Source organism: Streptomyces sp. NPDC038135 (assembly GCF_055601245.1).
The window spans coordinates 126657-149156 of the sequence record NZ_JBVJXS010000015.1 but is presented as its reverse complement, the minus strand read 5'-3'; the positions used below and the strand labels follow the sequence as shown (position 1 = coordinate 149156).

Here is a 22500-nt window from a genome sequence, read left to right as displayed (position 1 = left end):
ATGCGGCTCATCATAGAATCATGGGATGATTGGTTGTCCACTCCCTCGTCGGCCACGGCCGGGAATCCCGTGCGAAGGTGTGCCATGCCTCTGAGCCACCCGCGCCGTTCGGCGCTCTCCGAGCAGGTCATCGCCGAGCTGCGGGCGCAGATCGCCTCCGGCGAGTGGCCGGTGGGTTCGCGCATCCCGACCGAGCCGGAACTGGTGGAGCAGCTCGGCGTCGCCCGCAACACCGTCCGCGAGGCCGTGCGGGCACTCGCGCACAACGGCCTGCTGGACATCCGCCAGGGCTCGGGCACCTATGTAGCGGCGACGAGCGAGCTGGCCGGCGTGATGCACCGCCGCTTCGCGGGGGCCGATCCCCGGCACATCGCGGAACTGCGCTCGACGCTGGAGTCGGCGGCGGCGCGGCTTGCCGCCGAGCGGCGCACCGAGAAGGACCTCAAGCAGCTCGACGCGCTGCTGGTGCGGCGTGAGGAGGCGTGGGAGTCCGGCGAGGCCGAGGCCTTCGTGACGGCGGACGCCACCTTCCACCTGGCCGTGGTGGCCGCCTCCCACAACGACGTCATGACGGCGATGTACGCCGACCTGGGCGAGGTGCTGCGCGACTGGCTGCGCGCCGACGTCGGCGCGGGCCTGACCCCGGAGGCGCACATGGACCACGCCCGTCTGGTGGACGCGATCCGCGCGGGTGACGCGGGCGCGGCGGCCGAGGAGGCCGGAAGCTACCCCTTCCTGTGCCGTCCGGGCCGGTTCAGCGCGCCTTCTGGTGACTGATCCACACCGAGCGGACCTCCTTCCAGCAGCGGCCGGTCAGCCGTACCGTCATGGCGGCGTCGGTGTTCACGGGCGCGCTGTCGGTGTCGATGTCCCACCAGCGGGCGCACTCGATGTGCAGGCGCACGCGGTCGGTGTCGACATAGGGGTTGTGGCAGTAGGCGACCACGTGCGAGCCGGTCACAGCCGTGCGGCAGGCGGCGCCGAACAGCTTCGGGGCGGGCGGCTTGGCGTCGCTCGCGCGCGCGTGGCACAGCGCCGCGTACGGCAGGCAGATCGTGAGGGCGGCGGCCACGGTCACCGGGGCCAGGCTGCGGGACAGGCGCACAAGGGGACCTCCTCGGCCGGGCTGCGGAGGGATGCGCGAGGTGAACGCTGCCTCCAGGGTGCGCAGCCGGTCACCCGCCCCGCCCGGCCGGGTACGCCGAACGAGTGACGCCCCGCTCCCCGCGCGCTGCGGGGAACGGGGCGTCGGCGTCGTACGGGGAGCTCACCCGCCGGACGCGGGTCACCGTGTGCCGTGCGCGGCTCAGGCGCCGATGGCGTGCAGGCCGCCGTCCACGTGGATGATCTCGCCGGTGGTCTTCGGGAACCAGTCGCTCAGCAGGGCGACGACGCCCTTGCCGGCCGGCTCCGGGTCCTTGAGGTCCCACTCCAGCGGGGAGCGGGTGTCCCACACGGAGGCCAGGTCGCCGAAGCCCGGGATGGACTTGGCGGCCATGGAGCCGATGGGGCCGGCCGAGATGAGGTTGCAGCGGATGTTCTGCTTGCCCAGGTCGCGCGCCATGTAGCGGCTGGTGGCCTCGAGGGCGGCCTTGGCCGGGCCCATCCAGTCGTACTGCGGCCAGGCGTACTGCGCGTCGAAGGTGAGGCCGACGACCGAGCCGCCGTTCTGCATCAGCGGCAGGCACGCCATGGTCAGCGACTTCAGGGAGAACGCCGAGACGTGCATGGCGGTGGAGACCGACTCGAACGGCGTGTTGAGGAAGTTGCCGCCGAGCGCGTCCTGCGGGGCGAAGCCGATGGAGTGGACGATGCCGTCCAGGCCGCCCAGCTCCTCGCCGACCACGTCGGCCAGCCGTCCGAGGTGCTCCTCGTTGGTCACGTCCAGCTCGATGACCTTGGCCGGCTTCGGCAGCTTCTTGGCGATGCGCTCGGTCAGCGTGGGCCGCGGGAACGCGGTCAGGATGATCTCGGCGCCCTGCTCCTGGGCGAGCTTGGCGACGTGGAAGGCGATGGAGGACTCCATCAGCACACCCGTGACCAGGATGCGCTTGCCCTCGAGAATTCCGCTCATGGTGATCAGTGACCCATTCCCAGTCCGCCGTCAACGGGAATGACGGCTCCAGTGATGTACGAGGCGTCGTCCGAGGCGAGGAACCGCACCGTCGCGGCGATCTCCTCCGGCCGCGCGTACCGGCCGAGCGGCACCTGGGACACGATGTCCTTGCGCTGCTCGTCGGTGAGCACCTTGGTCATGTCGGTGTCGACGAAGCCGGGCGCGACGACGTTGAAGGTGAGGTTGCGCGAACCCAGCTCACGGGCGAGGGAGCGCGCGAAGCCGACCAGGGCGGCCTTGGAGGCGGCGTAGTTCGCCTGCCCCGCCGAGCCGAGCAGGCCGACCACCGAGGAGATCAGCACGACGCGGCCCTTGCGCGCCCGCAGCATGCCGCGGTTGGCGCGCTTGACGACGCGGAAGGTGCCGGTCAGGTTGGTGTCGATGACCGAGGTGAAGTCCTCCTCGGACATGCGCATCAGGAGCTGGTCCTTGGTGACGCCGGCGTTGGCGATCAGGACCTCGACCGGACCGTGCTGCTCCTCGATCTCCTTGTAGGCCTGCTCCACCTGCTCGGGGTCGGTGATGTCGCACTTGACGGCGAGGAAGCCGGCCGGCGGCTCACCCGAGCGGTACGTGATCGCGACCTTGTCGCCGGCGTCGGCGAAAGCGCGGGCGATGGCGAGGCCGATGCCCCGGTTGCCTCCGGTGACGAGAACCGAGCGGCTCAACGGATCACCCTTTCGATAGCGGTCTGATGCGGTACGGCACCCGCCCGAACACCTCGATGACAGGCGGCTTCATCGAAAACCTATCGGTAGCGCCCCTTCCGTGGGCAAGCGGGCACCGACAGTGGCTGAAGTGCGTCACTGTCGGGTCCCTACAGAAAGCACCGGTGCGCACCGCGAAACCTGTGGTCCGCCGGGCCGGTGTCACGACATGATCGGACCGACAGGCCACGACAGCAGGGAGACCTCCGTGCCTCATTCCATCGACGAAGCCTTCACGGCGCTGCCGCTGAGGGCCCTGGCCGACGCCGCGCTGGCACGCGCGCGTGCGCTGGGGGCCGAGCATGCGGACTTCCGGTTCGAGCGGGTGCGCAGCGCGTCCTGGCGGCTGCGGGACGCCAGGCCCGCCGGATCGTCGGACACCACCGACCTCGGCTACGCGGTCCGGGTCGTGCACGGCGGCACGTGGGGCTTCGCGTCAGGGGTGGACCTGAGCCTGGACGCGGCCGCGAAGGTCGCCTCCCAGGCGGTGGCGATGGCGAAGCTCTCCGCGCAGGTCATCAGGGCGGCCGGCGCGGACGAGCGGGTGGAGCTGGCGGACGAGCCGGTGCACGCGGACCGCACGTGGATCTCGTCGTACGAGATCGACCCCTTCTCGGTGCCCGACGAGGAGAAGGCCGGGCTGCTGGCGGAGTGGAGCGCACGGCTGCTCGCGGCGAACGGCGTGAACCACGTGGACGCCTCGCTGCTCACCGTGCACGAGAACAAGTTCTACGCGGACACGGCAGGCACCGTGACGACCCAGCAGCGGGTGCGGCTGCACCCGCAGCTCACGGCGGTGTCGGTGGACGAGTCGAGCGGTGAGTTCGACTCCATGCGGACCATCGCGCCGCCGGCCGGCCGGGGCTGGGAGTACCTGACGGGCACCGGCTGGGACTGGGACGCCGAGCTGGAGCGGATGCCGGAGCTGCTGGCGGAGAAGATGCGGGCGCCCAGCGTGGAGCCGGGCGTGTACGACCTGGTCGTCGACCCGTCCAACCTGTGGCTGACCATCCACGAGTCCATCGGGCACGCCACCGAGCTGGACCGCGCCCTCGGCTACGAGGCCGCCTACGCCGGCACCTCGTTCGCCACCTTCGACCAGCTCGGCAAGCTCAGGTACGGCTCCGAGCTGATGAACGTCACCGGCGACCGCACCGCCGAGCACGGCCTCGCGACCGTCGGCTACGACGACGAGGGCGTCGAGGCCCAGTCCTGGGACCTGGTGAAGGACGGCACGCTGGTGGGCTACCAGCTCGACCGGCGGATCGCGCGGCTGACCGGGTTCGAGCGGTCCAACGGATGCGCGTTCGCCGACTCGCCGGGACACGTGCCGGTGCAGCGCATGGCCAACGTGTCGCTGCGGCCGGATCCGGCGGGCATGTCCACCGAGGACCTGATCGGGGGCGTCGACCGGGGCATCTACGTCGTCGGCGACCGGTCCTGGTCGATCGACATGCAGCGCTACAACTTCCAGTTCACCGGGCAGCGCTTCTTCCGGATCGAGAACGGCCGGATCACCGGGCAGCTGAAGGACGTCGCCTACCAGGCGACGACCACCGACTTCTGGGGTTCGATGACCGCCGTGGGCGGCCCGCAGACCTATGTCCTGGGCGGCGCCTTCAACTGCGGCAAGGCCCAGCCGGGCCAGGTGGCCGCCGTGTCCCACGGGTGCCCCTCCGCCCTGTTCCGGGGCGTCAACATCCTCAACACCACCCAGGAGGCCGGTCGATGAGCGCCCGTACCAACAAGCCGCACGAGGTCGTCGAGCAGGCGCTCGCGCTGTCCCGGGCCGACGGCTGCGTGGTCATCGCCGACGAGCAGTCCACGGCCAACCTGCGGTGGGCGGGCAACGCGCTCACCACGAACGGTGTGACGCGCGGCCGTACGCTCACCGTGATCGCGACCGTGGACGGCAAGGAGGGCACCGCCTCCGGCGTCGTGTCCCGCTCGGCGGTGACGGCCGCGGAGCTGGAGCCGCTGGTGCGGGCCGCCGAGGCCGCCGCGCGCGGAGCCGGGCCCGCCGAGGACGCGCAGCCGCTGGTCGGCGACGTGCCCGCGTCCCCCGACTTCACCGAGGCGCCCGCCGAGACGTCCTCCGCGGTGTTCGCGGACTTCGCCCCGGCGCTCGGCGAGTCCTTCGCACGCGCGCGTGCCGGCGGCCGGGAGCTGTACGGCTTCGCCAACCACGAGCTGGTGTCGACGTACCTCGGCACCTCCACCGGGCTGCGGCTGCGGCACGACCAGCCCACCGGAACGCTGGAGATGAACGCCAAGTCGCCGGACCGCACCCGCTCGGCGTGGGCGGGGCGGTCGACGCGCGACTTCAAGGACGTCGACCCGGGCGCGCTCGACGCCGAGCTGGCCGTGCGGCTCGGCTGGGCCGAGCGGCGGGTGGAGCTGCCCGCGGGCCGGTACGAGACGCTGCTGCCGCCGACCGCGGTGGCCGATCTGCTGATCTACCAGCTCTGGTCGGCTTCGGGCCGGGACGCGGCGGAGGGCCGGACGGTGTTCTCCAGGCCGGGCGGCGGCACCCGGGTCGGCGAGAAGCTGAGCGGGCTGCCGCTGACGCTGCGCAGCGACCCGCACGAGCCGGGCCTGGAGTGCGCGCCGTTCGTGGTCGCCCACTCCTCCGGCGGCGACCAGTCCGTGTTCGACAACGGGCTGCCGGTGCGGGCCACCGACTGGGTCCGCGAGGGCGTGCTGCGGAACCTGACCACGACCCGGCACAGCGCGGGCCTGACCGGGCTGCCGGTCGCCCCGGCGCTCGGCAACCTGATCCTCGACGGCGGGCAGGACCGCTCCCTGGAGGAGATGGTCGCGGACACCGGGCGCGGGCTGCTGCTGACCTGCCTGTGGTACATCCGCGAGGTGGACCCGGCGACGCTGCTGCTCACCGGGCTGACCCGGGACGGCGTCTACCTCGTGGAGAACGGCGAGGTCGCCGGTCAGGTGAACAACTTCCGGTTCAACGAGTCGCCGGTGGACCTGCTGGGCAGGGCCACGGAGGCCGGGCGCACCGAGAAGACGCTGCCGCGCGAGTGGAGCGACTGGTTCACCCGGGCCGCGATGCCCGCGCTGCGGATCCCCGACTTCAACATGAGCTCGGTCAGCCAGGGCGTATAACCTCGTAGTCGGCTGTCATCCGACCGCCGAAGATCTTCAAGGAGACACGAGAACCGTGACGGACATCGTCGACGAGCTGAAGTGGCGTGGGCTGTTCGCCCTGTCCACCGACGAGGACGCCTTGCGCAAGGCGCTCGCGGACGGTCCCGTCACCTACTATTGCGGCTTCGACCCGACGGCGCCGTCCCTGCACGTGGGACACCTGGTGCAGGTGCTCTCGCTGCGCCGGCTCCAGCAGGCCGGGCACCGGCCGCTGGCGCTGGTCGGCGGGGCGACCGGCCTGATCGGCGACCCGCGTCCCACCGCCGAGCGCACGCTGAACGACCCGGAGACGGTGGCCGGCTGGGTGGGCCGGCTGCGCGGCCAGATCGAGCCGTTCCTGTCCTTCGAGGGCGAGAACGCGGCGGTCATGGTGAACAACCTCGACTGGACCTCGGGTCTCTCCGCGATCGAGTTCCTGCGGGACATCGGCAAGCACTTCCGGGTCAACAAGATGCTCACCAAGGACTCCGTGGCCCGCCGCCTGGAGTCCGACCAGGGCATCAGCTACACCGAGTTCAGCTACCAGATCCTGCAGGGCATGGACTTCCTGCAGCTCTACCGGCGGTACGGCTGCACGCTCCAGCAGGGCGGCAGCGACCAGTGGGGCAACCTCACGGCCGGCCTGGACCTGATCCACCGGCTGGAGCCGGACGCCCAGGTGCACGCCATGGCCACGCCGCTGATGACCAAGGCGGACGGCACCAAGTTCGGCAAGACCGAGGGCGGCGCCGTCTGGCTCGACCCGGAGATGACGACGCCGTACGCGTTCTACCAGTTCTGGCTGAACGTCGACGACCGGGACATCTCTCGGTACATGCGGATCCTGTCCTTCCGGTCCCGGGAGGAACTGGAGGAGCTGGAGCGGCAGACCGAGGAGCGCCCGCAGGCCCGTGCCGCGCAGCGCGCGCTCGCCGAGGAGCTGACGACGCTGGTGCACGGCGCCGACCAGACGGCCGCGGTGATCGCCGCGTCCAAGGCGCTCTTCGGCCAGGGCGAGCTGGCGGAGCTGGACGACAGGACGCTGGCGGCGGCGCTGTCCGAGCTGCCGCACATCCAGGTCACCGAGCTGGCCCCCGTGGTCGACCTGCTCGCCGAGGTCGGTCTGGTGGCCAGCAAGTCGGCCGCCCGCCGCACGGTCAAGGAGGGCGGCGCCTACGTGAACAACGCGAAGGTCGCCGCCGAGGACGCGGTGCCCGCCCCGGAGGACCTGCTGCACGGGCGCTGGCTCGTGCTGCGCCGGGGCAAGAAGAACCTGGCCGCGGTCGAGGTCAAGCCGGCCTGAGACATGCGGGCCTGAGACATGCCGGAGGGCGGCTCCCGGACACCGGGGCCGCCCTTCGGCGTGTGGGCCGTCAGACGCGCTGCTGCTGTTTCCGCTTGCCGATCGTGGCCATGTAGAGGGCGTCGATCAGGGCGACGATGATGATCGCGGCGACGAGCTGGAAGGCGTGCCGGCTCCAGTCGATGCCCTTGGTCTGGGCCACGCCGAGGGCTGCGGCGATCGCGTTGCCGGCGATCGCGCCGAGGATGCCGCCGATGGTGGTCAGCCACAGGGGGCTGTGCTGCTTGCCCGGGATGACGGCCTTGGCGATGAGGCCCAGGACGAACCCCACGATGATCGCCCACAACCAGCCCATGGCTGCCTCCTCGTACCGATCGGTGTGAGCACTACGGCAAGTCTCCGCGTGCAGGCCGTACGGCGCATGTCGGACACGGCTGTACGTGGCCCGGCCGACGACGTCCGCGCGGGCGGGCGGCGACCCGGTCTCGTGGGCGGTGGGGGCGCGGCGTAACGTGGAGGTGTCGTGCGCGGGCTCTTCGCCCGCGCGCGGGCGAAGGTTGCGGGCCATGGGAGTCCGATGCGGGCGGATGGTGGAATATGATGCGGAAGCAGCACGGCGGCAACGTCCAGGTGTTCCGGATCACCGGCGCCCGGACCGGTCTGGCCGAGGACGTGCGGGGCCGGCAGCGGCGGTACGTCATCTCGATGACGATCCGGACCGCCTCGGTGATCCTCGCGGCGACCCTGTGGAACGTCGAACGGTACGTCGCCATCGTGGCGCTGGTGCTCGGGGCGGTGCTCCCCTACATCGCGGTGGTGATCGCGAACGCCGGCCGGGAACGGCCGCCCACGCTGCCGTCGACCTTCGTCACGGCCCCGACGCGGCCGATGATCACGCCGCCGCGCGCGGAGGACGAGGGCACGCGAGCGGAATCCGTACCGGAGGACCTGTCGGCCGAGCCGGGGTCGCAGGGGCCCGGCGAGCGGCCGGAACGGGCCTGACCACGGCGGATCCGGGGCGGTGTGCCGGGCTCGCCGGCAAGCTCAAGAAAAGCTCAATTTCATCGTGCGGTTCAGTGCCGGACGCAGGGTGACCCATGACATACTGCGTACGCGCTCCGCATCCCCCGTCGGAGCGACGGACCGACGCCGGGCAGCTCCCCCCGTGGCTGCTCGGCGTCGCCTTGTTTACGGGGGATCTGCGAGACGGAACCAGTGACGAAGCCGTGAGTGACGAGACCCCCATCTGCTCCGCCAAGGGCTGCCGTGCCGCCGCCGTGTGGGTGCTGGCCTGGAACAACCCGAAGATCCACACCCCGGAGCGGCGCAAGACGTGGCTCGCCTGCGACGAGCACCGCGAGCACCTCTCGCAGTTCCTCGGCGTCCGGGGCTTCCTGAAGGACGTGGTGCCGTTCGAGGAGTGGCGGGCGGCCGAGGGGTCCTAGAGCCGTCGCCGGATACCCGTCCGCCACCTCCGCGGCAGGCGCTAGCCGCCGATCGCCGACATCGGCCGGTCCGGCTGGACGAAGGAGGGGTCGTCGAGGCCGGCTCCGGCCTTCTTGCCCCACATCGCCAGGCGCCAGATGCGGGCGATCTCCTCGTCGGGGGCGCCGGAGCGCAGGGCCGCCCGCAGGTCGGTCTCCTCGGTGGCGAACAGGCAGGTCCTTATCTGGCCGTCGGCTGTGAGGCGGGTGCGGTCGCAGGCCGCGCAGAACGGGCGGGTGACCGAGGCGATCACGCCCACCCGGTGCGGGCCGCCGTCGACCAGCCAGCGCTCCGCCGGCGCCGAGCCGCGCTCGTCGGCGCCCTCGGGGGTGAGGTCGAAGCGGGTGCGCAGGGAGGCCAGGATGTCCCCGGCGGTCACCATGCCCTCGCGTTTCCAGCCGTGCTGGGCGTCGAGCGGCATCTGCTCGATGAAGCGCAGCTCGTAGTCGTGCTCGACCGCCCAGGCCAGCAGGTCCGGGGCCTCGTCTGCGTTGAGCCCAGGCATCAGGACCGAGTTGACCTTGACCGGGTCGAGGGCCGCCTCGCGGGCGGCCGCGAGGCCCTCCAGGACGTCCCGGTGGCGGTCGCGGCGGGTGAGGGTCTTGAAGACGTCCGGGCGCAGGGTGTCCAGGGAGACGTTGACCCGGTCCAGGCCCGCCGCCTTCAGGGCGGACGCGGTCCGCCTGAGTCCGATGCCGTTGGTGGTGAGGGACATCTGCGGCCGGGGCTCGAGGCCCGCGACGCGCTCGACGATGCCGGTCAGGCCGGGGCGCAGCAGCGGCTCGCCGCCGGTGAAGCGGACCTCCTCGATGCCGAGCAGGCGGACCGCGATGTCGATGAGGCGGACGATCTCGTCGTCCGTGAGCAGGTCGGGCTTGGCCAGCCACTGCAGGCCCTCCTCGGGCATGCAGTAGGTGCAGCGCAGATTGCACCGGTCGGTCAGCGAGACCCGAAGGTCGGTGGCGACTCGGCCGTAGGTGTCGATGAGCACGTGGGCCCCCTCCCTCGGTACCGCATCATCGTTCTCCGTCACCTGCGAGCCTACGTGAGACCGCCGACAACGGCGGTGGCCGGATCCCACGAGGCACGGCGAGGCCGCGTCGTAGGACCGTACGAACCGGTACGACGCGGCCGTCGTCGCGAGGGTCAGTGCGCTCCGGTGCCGGTCAGGGACCGCACCTCCAGCTCCGCGTACTTCCCGGCGTCCGGGGCCTCCTTGGAGAGCAGGGTGCCGACCGCGCCCAGCAGGAAGCCGACCGGGATCGAGATGATGCCCGGGTTCTCCAGCGGGAACCAGTGGAAGTCGACGTCCGGGAACATCGAGGTCGGCTTGCCGGACACCACGGGCGAGAACAGCACGAGGCCGACCGCGGTGACCAGGCCGCCGTAGATCGACCACAGGGCGCCCGAGGTGGTGAACCGCTTCCAGAACAGGCTGTAGAGGATGGTCGGCAGGTTGGCGGAGGCGGCGACCGCGAAGGCGAGGGCGACCAGACCGGCCACGTTCAGGTCGCGGGCCATGGCGCCGAGCAGGATGGAGACGGCGCCGATGCCGACGGTGGCCCAGCGGGCCGCGCCCAGCTCCTGTTTCTCGGTGGCCTGCCCCCTCTTGATGACGTTGGCGTAGATGTCGTGGGCGAAGGAGGACGACGAGGCCAGGGTGAGGCCGGCGACCACCGCGAGGATGGTGGCGAAGGCGACGGCCGAGATGGTGGCGAGCAGGATCGCGCCCCAGTTGGAGTCCACTCCGCCCAGGTGCAGGGCGAGGAGCGGGGCGGCGGTGTTGCCCGCCTTGTTGGAGGCGATGATCTCGTCGGGTTTGATCAGCGCGGCCGCGCCGAAACCGAGGGCGAGGGTCATCAGGTAGAAGGCGCCGATCAGGCCGATCGCCCAGATGACGGACTTACGGGCGGCCTTGGCGGTCGGCACCGTGTAGAACCGGATCAGGATGTGCGGCAGGCCCGCGGTGCCGAGGACCAGGGCGATGCCGAGGGAGATGAAGTCCAGCTTGGTGGTGCCGGTGGCGCCGTACTTCAGGCCGGGCTCCAGGAAGGCCGAGCCCTTGGCGCTGTTGTCGGCGGCCGTGCCGAGCAGGTCGGAGATGTTGAAGTGGAACTTCAGCAGGACCAGGAAGGTCAGCAGCAGGGCGCCCAGGATCAGCAGCACCGCCTTGACCATCTGGACCCAGGTGGTGCCCTTCATGCCGCCGATGGTGACGTACACGATCATCAGGACGCCGACCAGGGCGACGATGCCGATCTTGCCGCCGTCGCTGGTGATGCCGAGCAGCAGCGAGACGAGCACGCCGGCGCCGGCCATCTGGGCGAGCAGGTAGAAGATCGACACGACGATGGTGGAGACGCCGGCCGCGGTGCGCACGGGCCGCTGGCGCATCCGGTAGGCCAGGACGTCGCCCATCGTGTAGCGGCCGGAGTTGCGCAGTGGTTCGGCGACCAGCAGGAGGGCGACCAGCCAGGCCACCAGGAAGCCGATGGAGTACAGGAAGCCGTCGTAGCCGAAGAGGGCGATGGCGCCGGCGATGCCGAGGAAGGACGCGGCGGACATGTAGTCGCCGGAGACGGCCAGGCCGTTCTGGAAGCCGGTGAACTGCCGTCCGCCGGCGTAGAAGTCGGCGGCGTCCCGGGTCTGCCGGCCGGCCCAGACGGTGATCACGAGGGTCGCGGCGACGAACACCGCGAACAGCGTGATGATCAGCGTCCGGTGCTCGCCGGCCTCGCCGGCGGCGAGCAGGGTGTGCTGTGCGGGAGTCATGCTCCGCCCTCCATCCGGGACTTGATGGCCTCGGCGCGCGGGTCGAGCTTGGCCGCGGCGTGCCGTGCGTACCACCAGGCGATGAGGAACGTGGTCAGGAACTGCGCGATGCCCAGGACGAGGGCCACGTTGATGTTGCCGGCCACCTTGGTGCCCATGAAGCCGCCCGCGTAGCAGGAGAGCAGCACGTACAGCAGGTACCAGGTGGTGAAGGCGATGGTCAGGGGGAACGCGAAGGAGCGGTTGGCGCGGCGCAACTCAGCGAATTCCGCGCTCTGCTGGACCTCGGCGAACTCCTCGGTGGAGGGAAGGTGGGCTTGCGGTTTCGCGGGTGGCGGTGTCTCGGTGGCCACGGGCTCTCCTCGCGTCGGACATGCGCTGCGTCGACCTCACACGGACAGGAAGTCACGTTACCGGCAGTCGTGGGACGGCTCCGGGGAGTGACTCCGGTGGCGGGCCGGCGCTGGTGACGGGCCCTCCGTCCACGGTCACGGAGCCGCGCCCGGACCGGTTCAAGTCGGCCTGCCCCTTTCGGAGATCAGATCGGGGAGATAGCTTCGGCCTGCACCACCCGTCATGTACGCGCCCAAGCACCACCTGTGTCTCGGGCGGTCCCGTATCCGGATGATGTGGAGATCCCATGGCTCATCTGCGCTCCAGACGCCGACTGGCACTCGCCGTGCCGGTCGTGCTCTCACTGACCGCCTCGCTCGGCTTCCTGCCGGCGGCGGCCTCGGCGGCGACCGAGGCGGCCACGACGGCACGGGCGGCGGACGGCCCGGCCCTGGCGTACGTGGTCAACACCAGGACGGACCACCGCACGATCGAGTCGGTGGAGCGGGCGGTCTCCCGCAACGGCGGCACCGTCGTGGCGAGTTACGCCCGGATCGGGGTGATCGTCGCGCACTCCGCGCAGGCGGACTTCGGCGCGCGGATGCGCGCGGTGCGCGGCGTGCAGTCGGCGGGCGCGACACGCACCGCCCCGCTGAGCGCGGCGGGTACGACGGACGAGGGCGCGGTCCAGGTCCTGTCGAAGGCGGAGGCCGCGAAGGCCGCCCGGGCCGCGGCGACGGGCGAGGAGCCCCTCGAGGCCGACCAGTGGGATCTGCGGTCGATCGGCGCCGACAAGGCCGCGACGATCAACCCGGGCAGCCGGAGCGTGACCGTCGGCGTGATCGACACCGGTGTGGACGACACCCATCCGGACATCGCCCCGAACTTCTCCGCGTCGCAGTCGGCGAACTGCGTGAGCGGCAAGGCGGACACGACGTACGGCGCCTGGCGGCCGGCGGACGCCGACCACTACCACGGCACGCACGTCGCGGGCGAGATAGCCGCGGCCCGCAACGGCATAGGCGTGGCGGGCGTCGCGCCCGGCGTGAAGGTCGCCAGCATCACGGTGGCCCAGCCGGACTCGACCTCGCTGTTCTACCCGGAGAGCGTGGTCTGCGCCTTCGTCTTCGCCGCGGACCACGGCGTCGAGATCACCAACAACAGCTACTACGTCGACCCGTGGCTGTACAACTGCATGGACGACCCCGACCAGCGGGCCATCGTGGACGCGGTCAACCGCGCGCAGCTGTACGCCCAGCGCAAGGGCACGCTCAACGTGGCCTCGGCGGGCAACTCCAACGACGACCTCGACTCCGACGCGATCGTGGACGACTCCAGCCCGGACGACTCGACCGCCACCACCCGGACGGTCGACCCGCACGAGTGCTTCGACATCCCGACCCAGCTGCCCGGCGTGGTCACCGTGAGCGCGGTCGGCGTCAAGGGCGCCAAGTCGTACTACTCCAGCTACGGCAAGGGCGTCGTGGACGTGGCGGGACCGGGCGGCGACAAGTACCAGATCCCGGACACGCCGTCGAAGAACGGCCGCATCCTGTCCACGCTGCCGAACAACCAGTACGGCTTCCTCCAGGGCACCTCCATGGCGTCCCCGCACGTGGCCGCCGTGGCCGCGCTGCTGAAGTCGGCGCACCCGCACGCCACTCCGGCCCAGCTCCAGGCGCTGCTCAAGGCCCAGGCGGACAACCCGGGCTGCCCGGCGGGCCCGTACGACGGTGACGGCGACGGAGTCGTGGACGCGACCTGCGTCGGCGGCAAGCGCGTCAACGGCTTCTACGGGTCCGGAATCGTCAACGCGCTGCGCGCGGTGCGCTGACCCCGGCCCCGCGCACGGGTGCCGCCGGACGATTCCGGCGGCACCCGCCCGGTCGCGACCGCCCGGAACACCAGGCATTCCGAACACCAGGCATTCCGACCGCGCCACGGCCGCCCACCTCGCGATATTGATCGAATCAATAATGCATAGTGCGGTCATGACGGATATCGAGTTCGCCTGGACGGCGCTGGGCGGCGCCCCCGCCCTCCTGTCGCGTGTATCGGTCGTCGAGCGCCCGGGCGCGCTGCCGGCACGGCTGCCGGTGAGCCGGCTGGCGCGCGCGTGCGTCGGCGCGTGCGCGCTGGCCGCCGCCGAGCTGGGGGCGCGGCGGGCAGGGGCCGGCCAGGAGCCGAGGGCCGAGGTGGACGACGGCGCGGTCGCCGCCGCGTTCCACAGCGAGCGGCTGCTGCGGGTGGACGGCAGGGCCCCGGTCGCCTTCGCGCCGCTGTCCCGGTTCTGGCGGACCGCCGACGGCTGGGTGCGCACCCACGCCAACTACCCGCACCACCGCGCCCGGTTGCTGCGCGCGCTGGGCCTCACCGAGGACGTCACGGTGGCGGAGGCGGGCGCGCGGATCGCCGAACGCTCCGCCCTGGAGGTGGAGGACACGGTCACCCGCGCCGGCGGTCTCGCCGTGGCCCTGCGCACCCCGGCGCAGTGGGCGGCGCACGGACAGGCCGCCGAGGTGGCCGCCCGGCCGCTGGTCGAACGCGAGCGGCTGGACAACTCCCCCGCGCGCGTGCCGCCCCCGCTCGACCCGGCCGCGGCCAGGCTGCTGCCCGCCGCCGGCCTGCGCGTCCTGGACCTGACCCGGGTGCTGGCCGGTCCGGTCGCCACCCGCACGCTCGCGCTGCTCGGCGCGGACGTGCTGCGCCTGGACCCGCCGGGCTCTCCCGAACTCCCCGACCTGCACGCCGACACGGGCTTCGGCAAGCGGTCGGCCGTTCTCGACCTCACCACCGGCCGGGACACCCTGGAGGAGCTGCTGGCCGCGGCGGACGTCGTCGTGACCGGCTACCGGCCCGGCGCCCTGGACCGGTTCGGGCTCTCCCCCGAGGCGCTGGCGGAGCGTCGCCCCGGCCTGGTGGTGGCGCAGGTCTCGGCGTGGGGCGCGTACGGGCCCTGGGCCGGGCGGCGCGGATTCGACAGCCTGGTGCAGGCCGCGACCGGCATCGCGGTGACCGAGGGCTCGGCCGAGCGGCCCGGGGCGCTGCCCGCGCAGGCCCTGGACCACGGCACCGGGTACCTGCTGGCGGCGGCCGTGCTGCGGGCGGTGACCGAGCGGTCGTACGACGGGGGCGGCCGGGTGGTGCGGCTGGCGCTCGCCCGTACCGCGCACTGGCTGACGGACGGGATGCCGCCCGCCCGTGCCGGTGGCGACGGCGCCGGGTACGAGGGCCCGGACGCCTGGCTGGCGGAGACCGGCAGCCCACTGGGACGGCTGCGGCACGCCCTGCCGCCGGTGTCCTTCACGGGCGGCCCGGCCGGCTGGGCGCGGCCCCCGGCGCCCTGGGGGTCGGACCCCGCGCGCTGGGACTGAGCGGGGGGGCGGCCGGAAACGTGCGTGCCGGCGGAAGGGCGGGGCGCCGGTCGTCCGCCGGGACTTGCCCGGCTCCCGGCCCGCTGGCGAGGATCGCGGGGTGACCTCGATACGACCGGCCGCCGGGACCGGGGAAGCGGACGGCGCGGCCCGCGGGACCGGGACCGGCCGGGCCGTGGCCGTGCTGGTGCTGGTGGCCCTGGCAGCCGTGATCCCGCTGTTCGGGCCGCCCGCGGCGCTGCACGGGACCGGGGAGGCCGCCGCGCCCGGGGCGGGCGGCATCGCGCTGCTGCGCGGGGTGCTGTTCGCCGCGCTGTGCGTCCCGCTGGGCGAGCTGTTCGTGCTCCGGCTCGCCCGGCGGCTGCCCGGCGTCCCCGCCGGACGGCCGCGGAGCTGGGCGCCGGCCGCGAACGCCGCCGGTCTCGCCGCGGCGCTGGCGCTGGCCGCGGTGGTCTCCGCCGGCAACCTGATCCCGCACGGCCCGGGCCAGATCGACGTCGGCGGCCTGTACGACTCCCGCGACGGCCGGCTGGCGCTGCTGGAGGTCAACGGCTTCCTGCTGGCGGGGCTGTGCGCGCTCGGCCGTCGGCCGGCGCTCCAGGTGTGGCCGCTGGCCGCGGTGGTGGTCGCGGAGGCGCTGCGCGCGCACCCCGCGACCGAGCAGGGCCCGCTGACCGGCTCCGCTCTGACGCTGGTTCACCTGGTCTGCGCGTCGCTGTGGACGGGCGGGCTGCTCCACGCGCTGCGGACCCTGCGGCGGTGGCGCGGCGACGCGGCCGGGCCCCGCCTGCTCGGGCTGTACGCGCGCGTGGCGGCCGTTCTGCTCGCCGCCCTCACGGCGACGGGCGTGTGCAGCTCGCTGCGGCGCATGCCGGCGGCGACGGTCGTGGACCAGCTCACGACGACGGCCTACGGGCGCACCCTGCTGGCCAAGGTGGTCCTGGTCGCCGTCGTCGCCGGGTTCGCCCTGTGGGCGCGGATCCGGCTGAGCCGCGCGGCGGACCCGCTGACCGCGTACGCCCCGGCGCGTGCCGAGGTGGCCGCCCTGGGCGCGGTGGTCGCGGTCTCGGGTCTGCTCACGGCTCTGCCGTTGCCGATCCGCTGGTCCTAGCCGGCTTCCGGCCTGGTGCTAGCCGTTGGTGACGAGCACCTTGAGGGCGGTCCGCTCGTCCATCGCCTTGTAGCCGTCCGGGACGCCCTCGATGCCGACGGTCAGGTCGAACACCGGGGAGGGGTCGATGGTGCCGTCGAGGACGTCGGGCAGCAGGTCGGGAATGTAGGCGCGGACCGGCGCGACACCGCCGCGCAGGGCGATGTTCCGGTCGAACATGACGCCGAGGTCAAGTCCGGTGCCGCTGCCGTGCGGCACGCCGACGAAGCCGATCGCGCCGCCGTCGCGGGTGACGTTCACGGCGGTCCGCATGGACTGCTCGGTGCCGACCGCCTCGACGACGGCGTGCGCGCCCTGACCCCGGGTCAGCTCGCGGACGGCCTCCACGGCCGCGTCCCCGCGCTCGGCGACGACGTCGGTGGCGCCGAAGCGGCGCGCGATGTCGGTGCGGACCTCGTGCCGGCCGAGGGCGATGATCCGCTCGGCGCCCAGCCGCTTGGCGGCCAGCACGGCGCACAGGCCGACGGCGCCGTCGCCGACCACGGCGACGGTGGCGCCCGGGCGGGCGCCCGCGCCGAGGGCCGCGTGGTGGCCGGTGCCGAGCACGTCGGAGAGGGTCAGCAGGGCGGACAGCAGATGGTCGTCGGAGGCGGCGTCCTTGGGCAGCTGGACGAGGGTGCCGTCGGCGAACGGCACGCGCACGGCCTCGCCCTGGCCGCCGTCGTAACCGACGGAGCCCCAGAAGCCGCCGTGCTCGCAGGAGGTCGTCAGCCCCTCGCGGCAGTAGTCGCAGACGCCGTCGGACCACATGAAGGGGGCGACGACCAGGTCGCCGCGCCGGACGGTGGACACCTCGGAGCCGGTCTCCTCGACGATGCCGAGGAACTCGTGGCCGATGCGCTGGCCCGGCTGCCGGGCCGCCTCGCCGCGGTAGGCCCACAGGTCGCTGCCGCAGATGCAGGCGCGCAGCACCCGCACCACGGCGTCGGTGGGCAGCTGGACCACGGGTTCGGGGACGTCCTCCACGCGCATGTCGTACGGGGCGTGGATGGTGGTGGCGCGCATGGCGAGGGTCCTTCTCGTGCGAGGGTGTCGTGCGGTGCGCCCGGGGGGTGGTCGAGCGCACCTCACGGTACGTCCTGCCGGCGGCGGGCCGCGCGGGCGGGGGCCGGGCCCGCCCGCCGGCCGGCTACACCCCCGCCGCGCCCAGCAGCGTCCCGGCCAGGTACGTCACCCCCATCGCGAGGGCGCCGCCCACCGCGTTGCGCAGTACCGCGCGGCCGGGCGCGGCGGCGCCGAGCCGGGCGCTGCTCCAGCCGGTGAGCACGAGCGCGGCCAGCACGGAGAGCACGGTGACTGGGAGCCGCCAGCCCGCCGGCGGCAGGACGATCGCCAGCAGCGGCAGCAGGGCGCCCACCGTGAAGGCCAGGAAGCTCGCCCAGGCCGCGTGCCAGGGGTTGGTGAGCTCGTCCGGGTCGATGCCCAGCTCCACGCGCGCGTGCGCCCTGAGCGCGTCCCGCTCGGTGAGCTGCTCGGCGGCCTCCCGGGCCACCTCGCGGGACAGCCCGCGCTCCTCCAGCATCTGGGCCAGCTCCTGCAGTTCCGCGGCCGGCTGCTCGCGCAGCTCCCGCCGCTCCTGGGCCAGCGCGGCCTTCTCCGAGTCCCGCTGGGTGGAGACCGACACGTACTCCCCGGCCGCCATCGACATGGAGCCGGCGAGCAGGCCGGCCAGGCCCGCGGTGAGCAGGGCGGCCCGTGAGTCGGTCGCGCCGGCCACGCCGACGACGAGGCCCGCGGTGGACACGATGCCGTCGTTCGCGCCGAGGACGGCCGCCCGCAGCCAGTTCAGGCGGGAGCCCAGCGCGCCGCCGTGTGTCTCGTCATGGGTTGGTTCCGTCACAGCAGGGAGAATCGCACAGCCGCGGCCGCGCCGGCGTCCCGCCGGGACCGTGCCGCGGGCACGGCAACGTACTCCTCCGCCGGTGCGCCGAGTTCGGGCACGGACGCGGGAACTGCCGTGCGCCGGCGGCCGGTTCGCGGCACGCACGGGTGTGCGGCCGCCGAGCGGGCGGACGGGCCGGGGCGCCGCCGCCGGACCTGGGGGACGGCGCTGTCGGTCGTGGCCCGTATCCTCATTGACCATGCTCGAAGACCGTGCGACCGCAGTGTCCTCCGCCATGCAGTGGCCGGCCGCGTATCCGAAGGGATACGCGGTCGTTGACGTGGAGACCACCGGCCTGGCCCGGGACGACCGCATCATCTCCGCGGCCGTGTACCGGCTGGACGCGCGCGGCGAGGTCGAGGACCACTGGTACACGCTGGTCAACCCGGAGCGCGATCCGGGGCCGGTGTGGATACACGGCCTGACGAGCGAGGTGCTCGAAGGGGCGCCGCTGTTCGGGGAGGTGGCGGAGGAGTTCGCGGCCCGTCTCGACGGCCGGGTGCTCGTCGCGCACAACGCGGTCTTCGACTGGCAGATGATCGCGCGCGAGTACGCACGCGCGCGGCGCGAGGCGCCGGTGCGGCAGCGGCTGTGCACCATCGCGCTGTCGAAGGAGCTGGGGCTGCCGCTGCCCAACTTCAAGCTGGAGTCGCTCGCCGCGCACTTCGGGGTGGTGCAGCAGCGGGCGCACCACGCGCTGGACGACGCGCGGGTGCTCGCCGAGGCGTTCCGGCCCAGCCTGCGGGCCGCGGCGGCGGGCGACGTACGGCTTCCGCTGCTGGAGTGCCGGCCGCTGACGGAGTGGTCGGACACCCCCCGGATCGGCCGGCAGGCGAGCGGCGGCTACGGCGGCCAGGGCTACGGCGGTTGGCGCCCGTCCCGCAAGCGGCCCGCCTGCCCCTATCCCAACCCCGGCCGCTACGAGGCGGGCAAACGCCTCAAACAGGGCATGCGGGTGGCGTTCTCGGGGGACACCTCCACCGAGCGGGAGCTGCTGGAGGACCGGGCGACCGAGGCCGGGCTGCACGTGGCGACGAGCCTGTCCCGGCTGACCAGCCTGCTGGTGACCAACGACCCCGGCTCGGGCACCTCCAAGGTGGTCAAGGCGCGGCAGTTCGGGACGCCGGTGGTCGACGAGGCCGCGTTCGGACAGCTGCTGCGGGACGTCGAGCCCGCCGACGGATGACCGTACGGACGGGTGATTGGCGCGCGACTCGCGCCGCGCCCGCTCGCCCGCGGGTCGGCCACGGCTCACGCTGTGCCCCATGGCGACATGTGAGGTATGCGGCAACAACTACGGAATGACCTTCGAGGTGCACGCGCAGGGCGCCGTGCACGTGTTCGACTGCTTCTCCTGTGCGATCCACCGCATGGCCCCGATCTGCGAGCACTGCCGGGTGCAGATCATCGGGCAGGGCGTGGAGGTCGAGGGCCAGTGGTTCTGCGGCGCGCACTGCGCCCGGGCGGAGGGGAAGACGGGGGTGGTGGACCGGGTGTGACCCGGTACCCGCCCGAATGCACCCCACGGCCCGGATGTACCGTCGTGGGGTGCACCGCTACCGCTTCCTGCTGACCCGCCAGTGGGTCGTCCTCACCGTCATCACGATCGCGCTGATCCCGACGATGATCAAGCTGGGCTTCTGGCAGCAGCACCGGTACCAGGAGCGCACCGCCCGCAACGACCTCGTCTCCCGGGCGCTGCACGCCGAGCCCGTCCCCGTGGAACGGCTCACCTCCCCCGGTCACTCCGTGACCCGCGCCGAGAAGTACCGCACGGTCACCGCGACCGGCACCTTCGACGCCTCCCGGGAGGTGGTGGTGCGGCGCCGGACGAACTCCGACGGCGAGGTCGGCTTCCACGTCCTGACCCCGTTCGTCCTGACCGACGGCCGGGTGCTGCTGGTCAACCGGGGCTGGATCCCGGCGAACGGCGTGCAGACCGCGTTCCCCGAGGTCCCCGAGCCGCCCGCGGGCCGGCTCACCCTCACCGGGCGGCTGGAGGCCGACGAGACGACCTCGGCGAGCGGCATCAAGAACGTCAAGGGCCTGCCGGACCGGCAGATCATGCTGATCAACAGCGCCGAGGAGGCCCGCAGGCTCGGCGAGAAGGTGCTCGGCGGCTACGTCGAGCAGACGGCGCCCGCCGCCAAGGGCGGCACCCCGGAGCAGATCTCCGACCCGGGCAGCGAGGACGCCCCGCTGAACTACGCCTACATGCTCCAGTGGTGGCTGTTCGCCGCGGGCGTCCCGGTGGGCTGGTGGTTCCTGGTCCGGCGCGAGCTCCGGGACCGGGACGAGGCGGCCGCCGAGCCGGCGCCGGAGGAGAGCGAACCGGCCGCCGTGTGACGGCGCCGGCGGCCCCGGGCGGCCGTCACTCCCCCGGCGCACCGCCTGGTTGGCCGTGCGGGCCCCCGGGAAACCGGATGCTGTGAACGCGCGCATCGAGGACTACGCCGTCATCGGGGACGAGCAGACCGCGGCCCTGGTCGGCCTGGACGGCTCGATCGACTGGCTGTGCCTGCCCCGCTTCGACTCCGGCGCCTGCTTCGGCAGGCTCCTGGGCGACGAGGACAACGGCCACTGGCGGATCGCGCCGAAGGGCGCGGGCGCCTGCACACGGCGCGCCTACCGGCCCGACACCCTGGTCCTCGACACCGAGTGGGACACCGCCGAGGGCACCGTGCGGGTGACCGACCTGATGCCGCAGCGCGACCGCGCCCCCGACGTCGTACGCATCGTGGAGGGCGTCAGCGGGCGGGTCACCGTCCGCAGCGAGTTGCGCCTGCGCTTCGACTACGGCTCGATCATCCCGTGGATGCGCCGCTCGGACGGCCACCGGGTGGCCATCGCCGGACCGGACTCGGTGTGGCTGCGCACCGAGCCCCATGTGCGCACCTGGGGCGAGGACTTCTGCACCCGCTCGGAGTTCGCCCTCGCCGAGGGCGAGCGGGTCGCGTTCGTGCTGACCTGGCACCCCTCGCACGAACCGCGCCCCGCGCTCGTCGACCCCTACGCGGCGCTGAGCGCCAGCGTGCGGGACTGGCGGCGCTGGACGGCCCGCTGCCGCTACGACGGGCCGCACCGGGACACCGTCGTACGGTCCCTGATCACGCTCAAGGCGCTCACCTACGCCCCGACCGGCGGGATCGTCGCCGCGGCCACCACCTCCCTGCCCGAGGAGCCGGGCGGGGTGCGCAACTGGGACTACCGGTTCTGCTGGCTGCGCGACTCCACCCTCACCCTGGGCGCCCTGCTGGCCGCCGGCTACCACGGCGAGGCCGAGGCGTGGCGCGACTGGCTGCTGCGGGCGGTCGCGGGCGACCCGGCCGACCTGCAGATCATGTACGGCGTGGCGGGCGAGCGGCGGCTGCCCGAGTGGGAGCTGCCCTGGCTGCCCGGTTTCGCCGACTCCGCGCCGGTGCGGGTCGGCAACGGCGCCGTCGACCAGCTCCAGCTCGACGTGTACGGCGAGGTCATGGACTCGCTGTTCCTGGCCCGCGACTCGGGCCTGTCCACCAAGCCGCACATGTGGTCGCTGCAGTGCGCGCTGATGAAGTTCCTGCAGTCGGCGTGGCGGCAGCCCGACGAGGGGCTGTGGGAGGTGCGCGGCGGCCGGCGCCAGTTCGTGCACTCGAAGGTGATGGTGTGGGTGGCCGCCGACCGCGCCGTGCGGACCCTGGAGCGGTACCCGGAGCTGCCCGGCGACCTCGACGGCTGGCGGGCGATGCGGGACGAGGTGCACCGGGAGGTGTGCGAGCGGGGGTACGACCCCGGGCGCAACACCTTCACCCAGTACTACGGCTCGCGCGAACTGGACGCCGCCCTGCTGCTGATCCCCTACTACGGCTTCCTGCCGCCCGACGACCCGCGGGTGATCGGCACGGTCGACGCGATCCGGGACGACCTGGACCACGGCGGGCTGGTCCGCCGCTACGACACCGACGCGGTCGGCGTCGACGGCATGCCGGGCGGCGAGGGCGCCTTCCTGGCCTGCTCGTTCTGGCTCGCTCAGGCCCTGCACATGACCGGCCGCAAGGACGAGGCGCGGGAGCTGTTCGAGAGGCTGGTCGGTCTCGTCAACGACGTGGGGCTGCTCGCGGAGGAGTACGACCAGGAACTGGGCCGCCAGCTCGGCAACTTCCCGCAGGCGTTCAGCCACATCGCGCTGGTGAACACCGCCCTCGCCCTGTTCGGCGGCGAGGGGGCAGGATAG

22 protein-coding genes are annotated in these 22500 nt (G+C 72.9%); 13 read left to right on the top strand and 9 right to left on the bottom strand.

What is annotated here, in order from left to right; all coding sequences use genetic code 11:
- The first annotated feature begins 84 nt into the window (after positions 1-84).
- On the top strand, positions 85-777 hold the full coding sequence (locus ACZ7JA_RS35020; protein ID WP_351673163.1) for a FadR/GntR family transcriptional regulator: 693 nt from the start codon (positions 85-87) through the stop codon (positions 775-777).
- Here ACZ7JA_RS35020 and ACZ7JA_RS35015 read toward each other — a convergent pair.
- From ACZ7JA_RS35015 to fabG, 3 genes are all read right to left on the bottom strand, one after another.
- Positions 755-1105: a hypothetical protein gene (locus tag ACZ7JA_RS35015; protein WP_351673165.1), complete on the bottom strand. Its 351-nt coding sequence runs from the start codon at positions 1103-1105 to the stop codon at positions 755-757. The genes ACZ7JA_RS35020 and ACZ7JA_RS35015 overlap by 23 nt on opposite strands.
- Positions 1106-1306: 201 nt before the next feature.
- A complete protein-coding gene (gene fabI / locus ACZ7JA_RS35010) occupies positions 1307-2074 on the bottom strand; it encodes an enoyl-ACP reductase FabI (RefSeq protein ID WP_351673167.1) in 768 nt (255 codons plus the stop codon).
- 5 nt (positions 2075-2079) lie between these two features.
- A complete protein-coding gene (gene fabG / locus ACZ7JA_RS35005; RefSeq protein WP_351673169.1) occupies positions 2080-2784 on the bottom strand; it encodes a 3-oxoacyl-[acyl-carrier-protein] reductase in 705 nt (234 codons plus the stop codon).
- Between the two features lie 247 nt (positions 2785-3031).
- Here fabG and ACZ7JA_RS35000 point away from each other — a divergent pair, with 247 nt between their 5' ends.
- From ACZ7JA_RS35000 to tyrS, 3 genes are read left to right on the top strand one after another with little or no spacing between them, the layout of a single operon-like run.
- Complete coding sequence (locus tag ACZ7JA_RS35000; RefSeq protein WP_389304513.1) at positions 3032-4555, top strand: TldD/PmbA family protein; 1524 nt, start codon at positions 3032-3034, stop codon at positions 4553-4555.
- Positions 4552-5946 (top strand): metallopeptidase TldD-related protein, encoded by a 1395-nt coding sequence (locus tag ACZ7JA_RS34995; protein WP_389304511.1) that lies wholly within the window; start codon positions 4552-4554, stop codon positions 5944-5946. Before ACZ7JA_RS35000 ends, ACZ7JA_RS34995 begins: the two co-directional genes overlap by 4 nt.
- 55 nt (positions 5947-6001) lie before the next feature.
- Positions 6002-7270 (top strand): tyrosine--tRNA ligase, encoded by a 1269-nt coding sequence (gene tyrS, locus ACZ7JA_RS34990; protein ID WP_351673175.1) that lies wholly within the window; start codon positions 6002-6004, stop codon positions 7268-7270.
- A 70-nt stretch (positions 7271-7340) separates the two neighbouring features.
- Here tyrS and ACZ7JA_RS34985 read toward each other — a convergent pair whose 3' ends face one another.
- Positions 7341-7625, bottom strand: coding sequence for a GlsB/YeaQ/YmgE family stress response membrane protein (locus tag ACZ7JA_RS34985; protein ID WP_351673177.1), 285 nt, complete (start codon positions 7623-7625; stop codon positions 7341-7343).
- Positions 7626-7870: 245 nt separating this feature from the next.
- On the opposite strand from ACZ7JA_RS34985, the gene ACZ7JA_RS34980 reads away from it, so the two are divergent.
- Both ACZ7JA_RS34980 and ACZ7JA_RS34975 read left to right on the top strand, forming a co-directional pair.
- Positions 7871-8272 (top strand): DUF3099 domain-containing protein, encoded by a 402-nt coding sequence (locus tag ACZ7JA_RS34980; protein ID WP_393428491.1) that lies wholly within the window; start codon positions 7871-7873, stop codon positions 8270-8272.
- 224 nt (positions 8273-8496) lie between these two features.
- Positions 8497-8715, top strand: a complete 219-nt coding sequence (locus tag ACZ7JA_RS34975; protein WP_351673181.1) for a hypothetical protein — start codon at positions 8497-8499, stop codon at positions 8713-8715.
- Between the two features lie 41 nt (positions 8716-8756).
- Here the strand turns inward: ACZ7JA_RS34975 and moaA are convergent, their stop codons facing one another.
- The 3 genes from moaA to ACZ7JA_RS34960 all read right to left on the bottom strand — a co-directional run bounded on the left by moaA (position 8757) and on the right by ACZ7JA_RS34960 (position 11880).
- Positions 8757-9746: a GTP 3',8-cyclase MoaA gene (moaA, locus tag ACZ7JA_RS34970; protein WP_470812393.1), complete on the bottom strand. Its 990-nt coding sequence runs from the start codon at positions 9744-9746 to the stop codon at positions 8757-8759.
- 155 nt (positions 9747-9901) lie between these two features.
- A complete protein-coding gene (locus tag ACZ7JA_RS34965; protein WP_351669099.1) occupies positions 9902-11527 on the bottom strand; it encodes a solute symporter family protein in 1626 nt (541 codons plus the stop codon).
- Complete coding sequence (locus tag ACZ7JA_RS34960; protein WP_351669101.1) at positions 11524-11880, bottom strand: DUF485 domain-containing protein; 357 nt, start codon at positions 11878-11880, stop codon at positions 11524-11526. Before ACZ7JA_RS34960 ends, ACZ7JA_RS34965 begins: the two co-directional genes overlap by 4 nt.
- Positions 11881-12167: 287 nt before the next feature.
- Between ACZ7JA_RS34960 and ACZ7JA_RS34955 the strand changes: the two genes are divergently transcribed.
- The 3 genes from ACZ7JA_RS34955 (at position 12168) to ACZ7JA_RS34945 (ending at position 16345) form a co-directional block, all read left to right on the top strand.
- On the top strand, positions 12168-13694 hold the full coding sequence (locus ACZ7JA_RS34955; protein ID WP_351669103.1) for a S8 family peptidase: 1527 nt from the start codon (positions 12168-12170) through the stop codon (positions 13692-13694).
- Between the two features lie 157 nt (positions 13695-13851).
- On the top strand, positions 13852-15234 hold the full coding sequence (locus ACZ7JA_RS34950) for a CoA transferase (protein ID WP_470812390.1): 1383 nt from the start codon (positions 13852-13854) through the stop codon (positions 15232-15234).
- Positions 15235-15334: 100 nt separating this feature from the next.
- Complete coding sequence (locus ACZ7JA_RS34945; protein ID WP_389304503.1) at positions 15335-16345, top strand: CopD family protein; 1011 nt, start codon at positions 15335-15337, stop codon at positions 16343-16345.
- Between the two features lie 18 nt (positions 16346-16363).
- Here ACZ7JA_RS34945 and ACZ7JA_RS34940 read toward each other — a convergent pair whose 3' ends face one another.
- Positions 16364-17410: a zinc-dependent alcohol dehydrogenase family protein gene (locus tag ACZ7JA_RS34940; RefSeq protein WP_351669107.1), complete on the bottom strand. Its 1047-nt coding sequence runs from the start codon at positions 17408-17410 to the stop codon at positions 16364-16366.
- A gap of 124 nt (positions 17411-17534) precedes the next feature.
- The gene (locus tag ACZ7JA_RS34935; protein ID WP_351669108.1) at positions 17535-18245 is read right to left on the bottom strand and encodes a VIT1/CCC1 transporter family protein; all 711 of its coding nucleotides are present in this window, start codon (positions 18243-18245) and stop codon (positions 17535-17537) included.
- A 241-nt stretch (positions 18246-18486) separates the two neighbouring features.
- On the opposite strand from ACZ7JA_RS34935, the gene ACZ7JA_RS34930 reads away from it, so the two are divergent.
- The 4 genes from ACZ7JA_RS34930 to ACZ7JA_RS34915 all read left to right on the top strand — a co-directional run bounded on the left by ACZ7JA_RS34930 (position 18487) and on the right by ACZ7JA_RS34915 (position 22500).
- The gene (locus ACZ7JA_RS34930; protein WP_351669109.1) at positions 18487-19473 is read left to right on the top strand and encodes a DEDDh family exonuclease; all 987 of its coding nucleotides are present in this window, start codon (positions 18487-18489) and stop codon (positions 19471-19473) included.
- Positions 19474-19552: 79 nt separating this feature from the next.
- Complete coding sequence (locus ACZ7JA_RS34925) at positions 19553-19786, top strand: hypothetical protein (RefSeq protein ID WP_351669110.1); 234 nt, start codon at positions 19553-19555, stop codon at positions 19784-19786.
- Between the two features lie 49 nt (positions 19787-19835).
- The gene (locus ACZ7JA_RS34920; protein ID WP_470812387.1) at positions 19836-20633 is read left to right on the top strand and encodes an SURF1 family cytochrome oxidase biogenesis protein; all 798 of its coding nucleotides are present in this window, start codon (positions 19836-19838) and stop codon (positions 20631-20633) included.
- An 82-nt stretch (positions 20634-20715) separates the two neighbouring features.
- The gene (locus ACZ7JA_RS34915) at positions 20716-22500 is read left to right on the top strand and encodes a glycoside hydrolase family 15 protein (RefSeq protein ID WP_470812385.1); all 1785 of its coding nucleotides are present in this window, start codon (positions 20716-20718) and stop codon (positions 22498-22500) included.

Excerpts from the sequence above, each read along its gene's own strand:
- ACZ7JA_RS35020 (WP_351673163.1), top strand. The coding sequence starts at position 85 with ATGCCTCTGAGCCACCCGCGCCGTTCGGCGCTCTCCGAGCAGGTCATC.
- fabI (WP_351673167.1), bottom strand. The coding sequence starts at position 2,074 with ATGAGCGGAATTCTCGAGGGCAAGCGCATCCTGGTCACGGGTGTGCTG.
- ACZ7JA_RS34995 (WP_389304511.1), top strand. The coding sequence starts at position 4,552 with ATGAGCGCCCGTACCAACAAGCCGCACGAGGTCGTCGAGCAGGCGCTC.
- ACZ7JA_RS34985 (WP_351673177.1), bottom strand. The coding sequence starts at position 7,625 with ATGGGCTGGTTGTGGGCGATCATCGTGGGGTTCGTCCTGGGCCTCATC.
- ACZ7JA_RS34980 (WP_393428491.1), top strand. The coding sequence starts at position 7,871 with ATGCGGAAGCAGCACGGCGGCAACGTCCAGGTGTTCCGGATCACCGGC.
- ACZ7JA_RS34965 (WP_351669099.1), bottom strand. The coding sequence starts at position 11,527 with ATGACTCCCGCACAGCACACCCTGCTCGCCGCCGGCGAGGCCGGCGAG.
- ACZ7JA_RS34955 (WP_351669103.1), top strand. The coding sequence starts at position 12,168 with ATGGCTCATCTGCGCTCCAGACGCCGACTGGCACTCGCCGTGCCGGTC.
- ACZ7JA_RS34950 (WP_470812390.1), top strand. The coding sequence starts at position 13,852 with ATGACGGATATCGAGTTCGCCTGGACGGCGCTGGGCGGCGCCCCCGCC.
- ACZ7JA_RS34940 (WP_351669107.1), bottom strand. The coding sequence starts at position 17,410 with ATGCGCGCCACCACCATCCACGCCCCGTACGACATGCGCGTGGAGGAC.
- ACZ7JA_RS34930 (WP_351669109.1), top strand. The coding sequence starts at position 18,487 with ATGCTCGAAGACCGTGCGACCGCAGTGTCCTCCGCCATGCAGTGGCCG.
- ACZ7JA_RS34925 (WP_351669110.1), top strand. The coding sequence starts at position 19,553 with ATGGCGACATGTGAGGTATGCGGCAACAACTACGGAATGACCTTCGAG.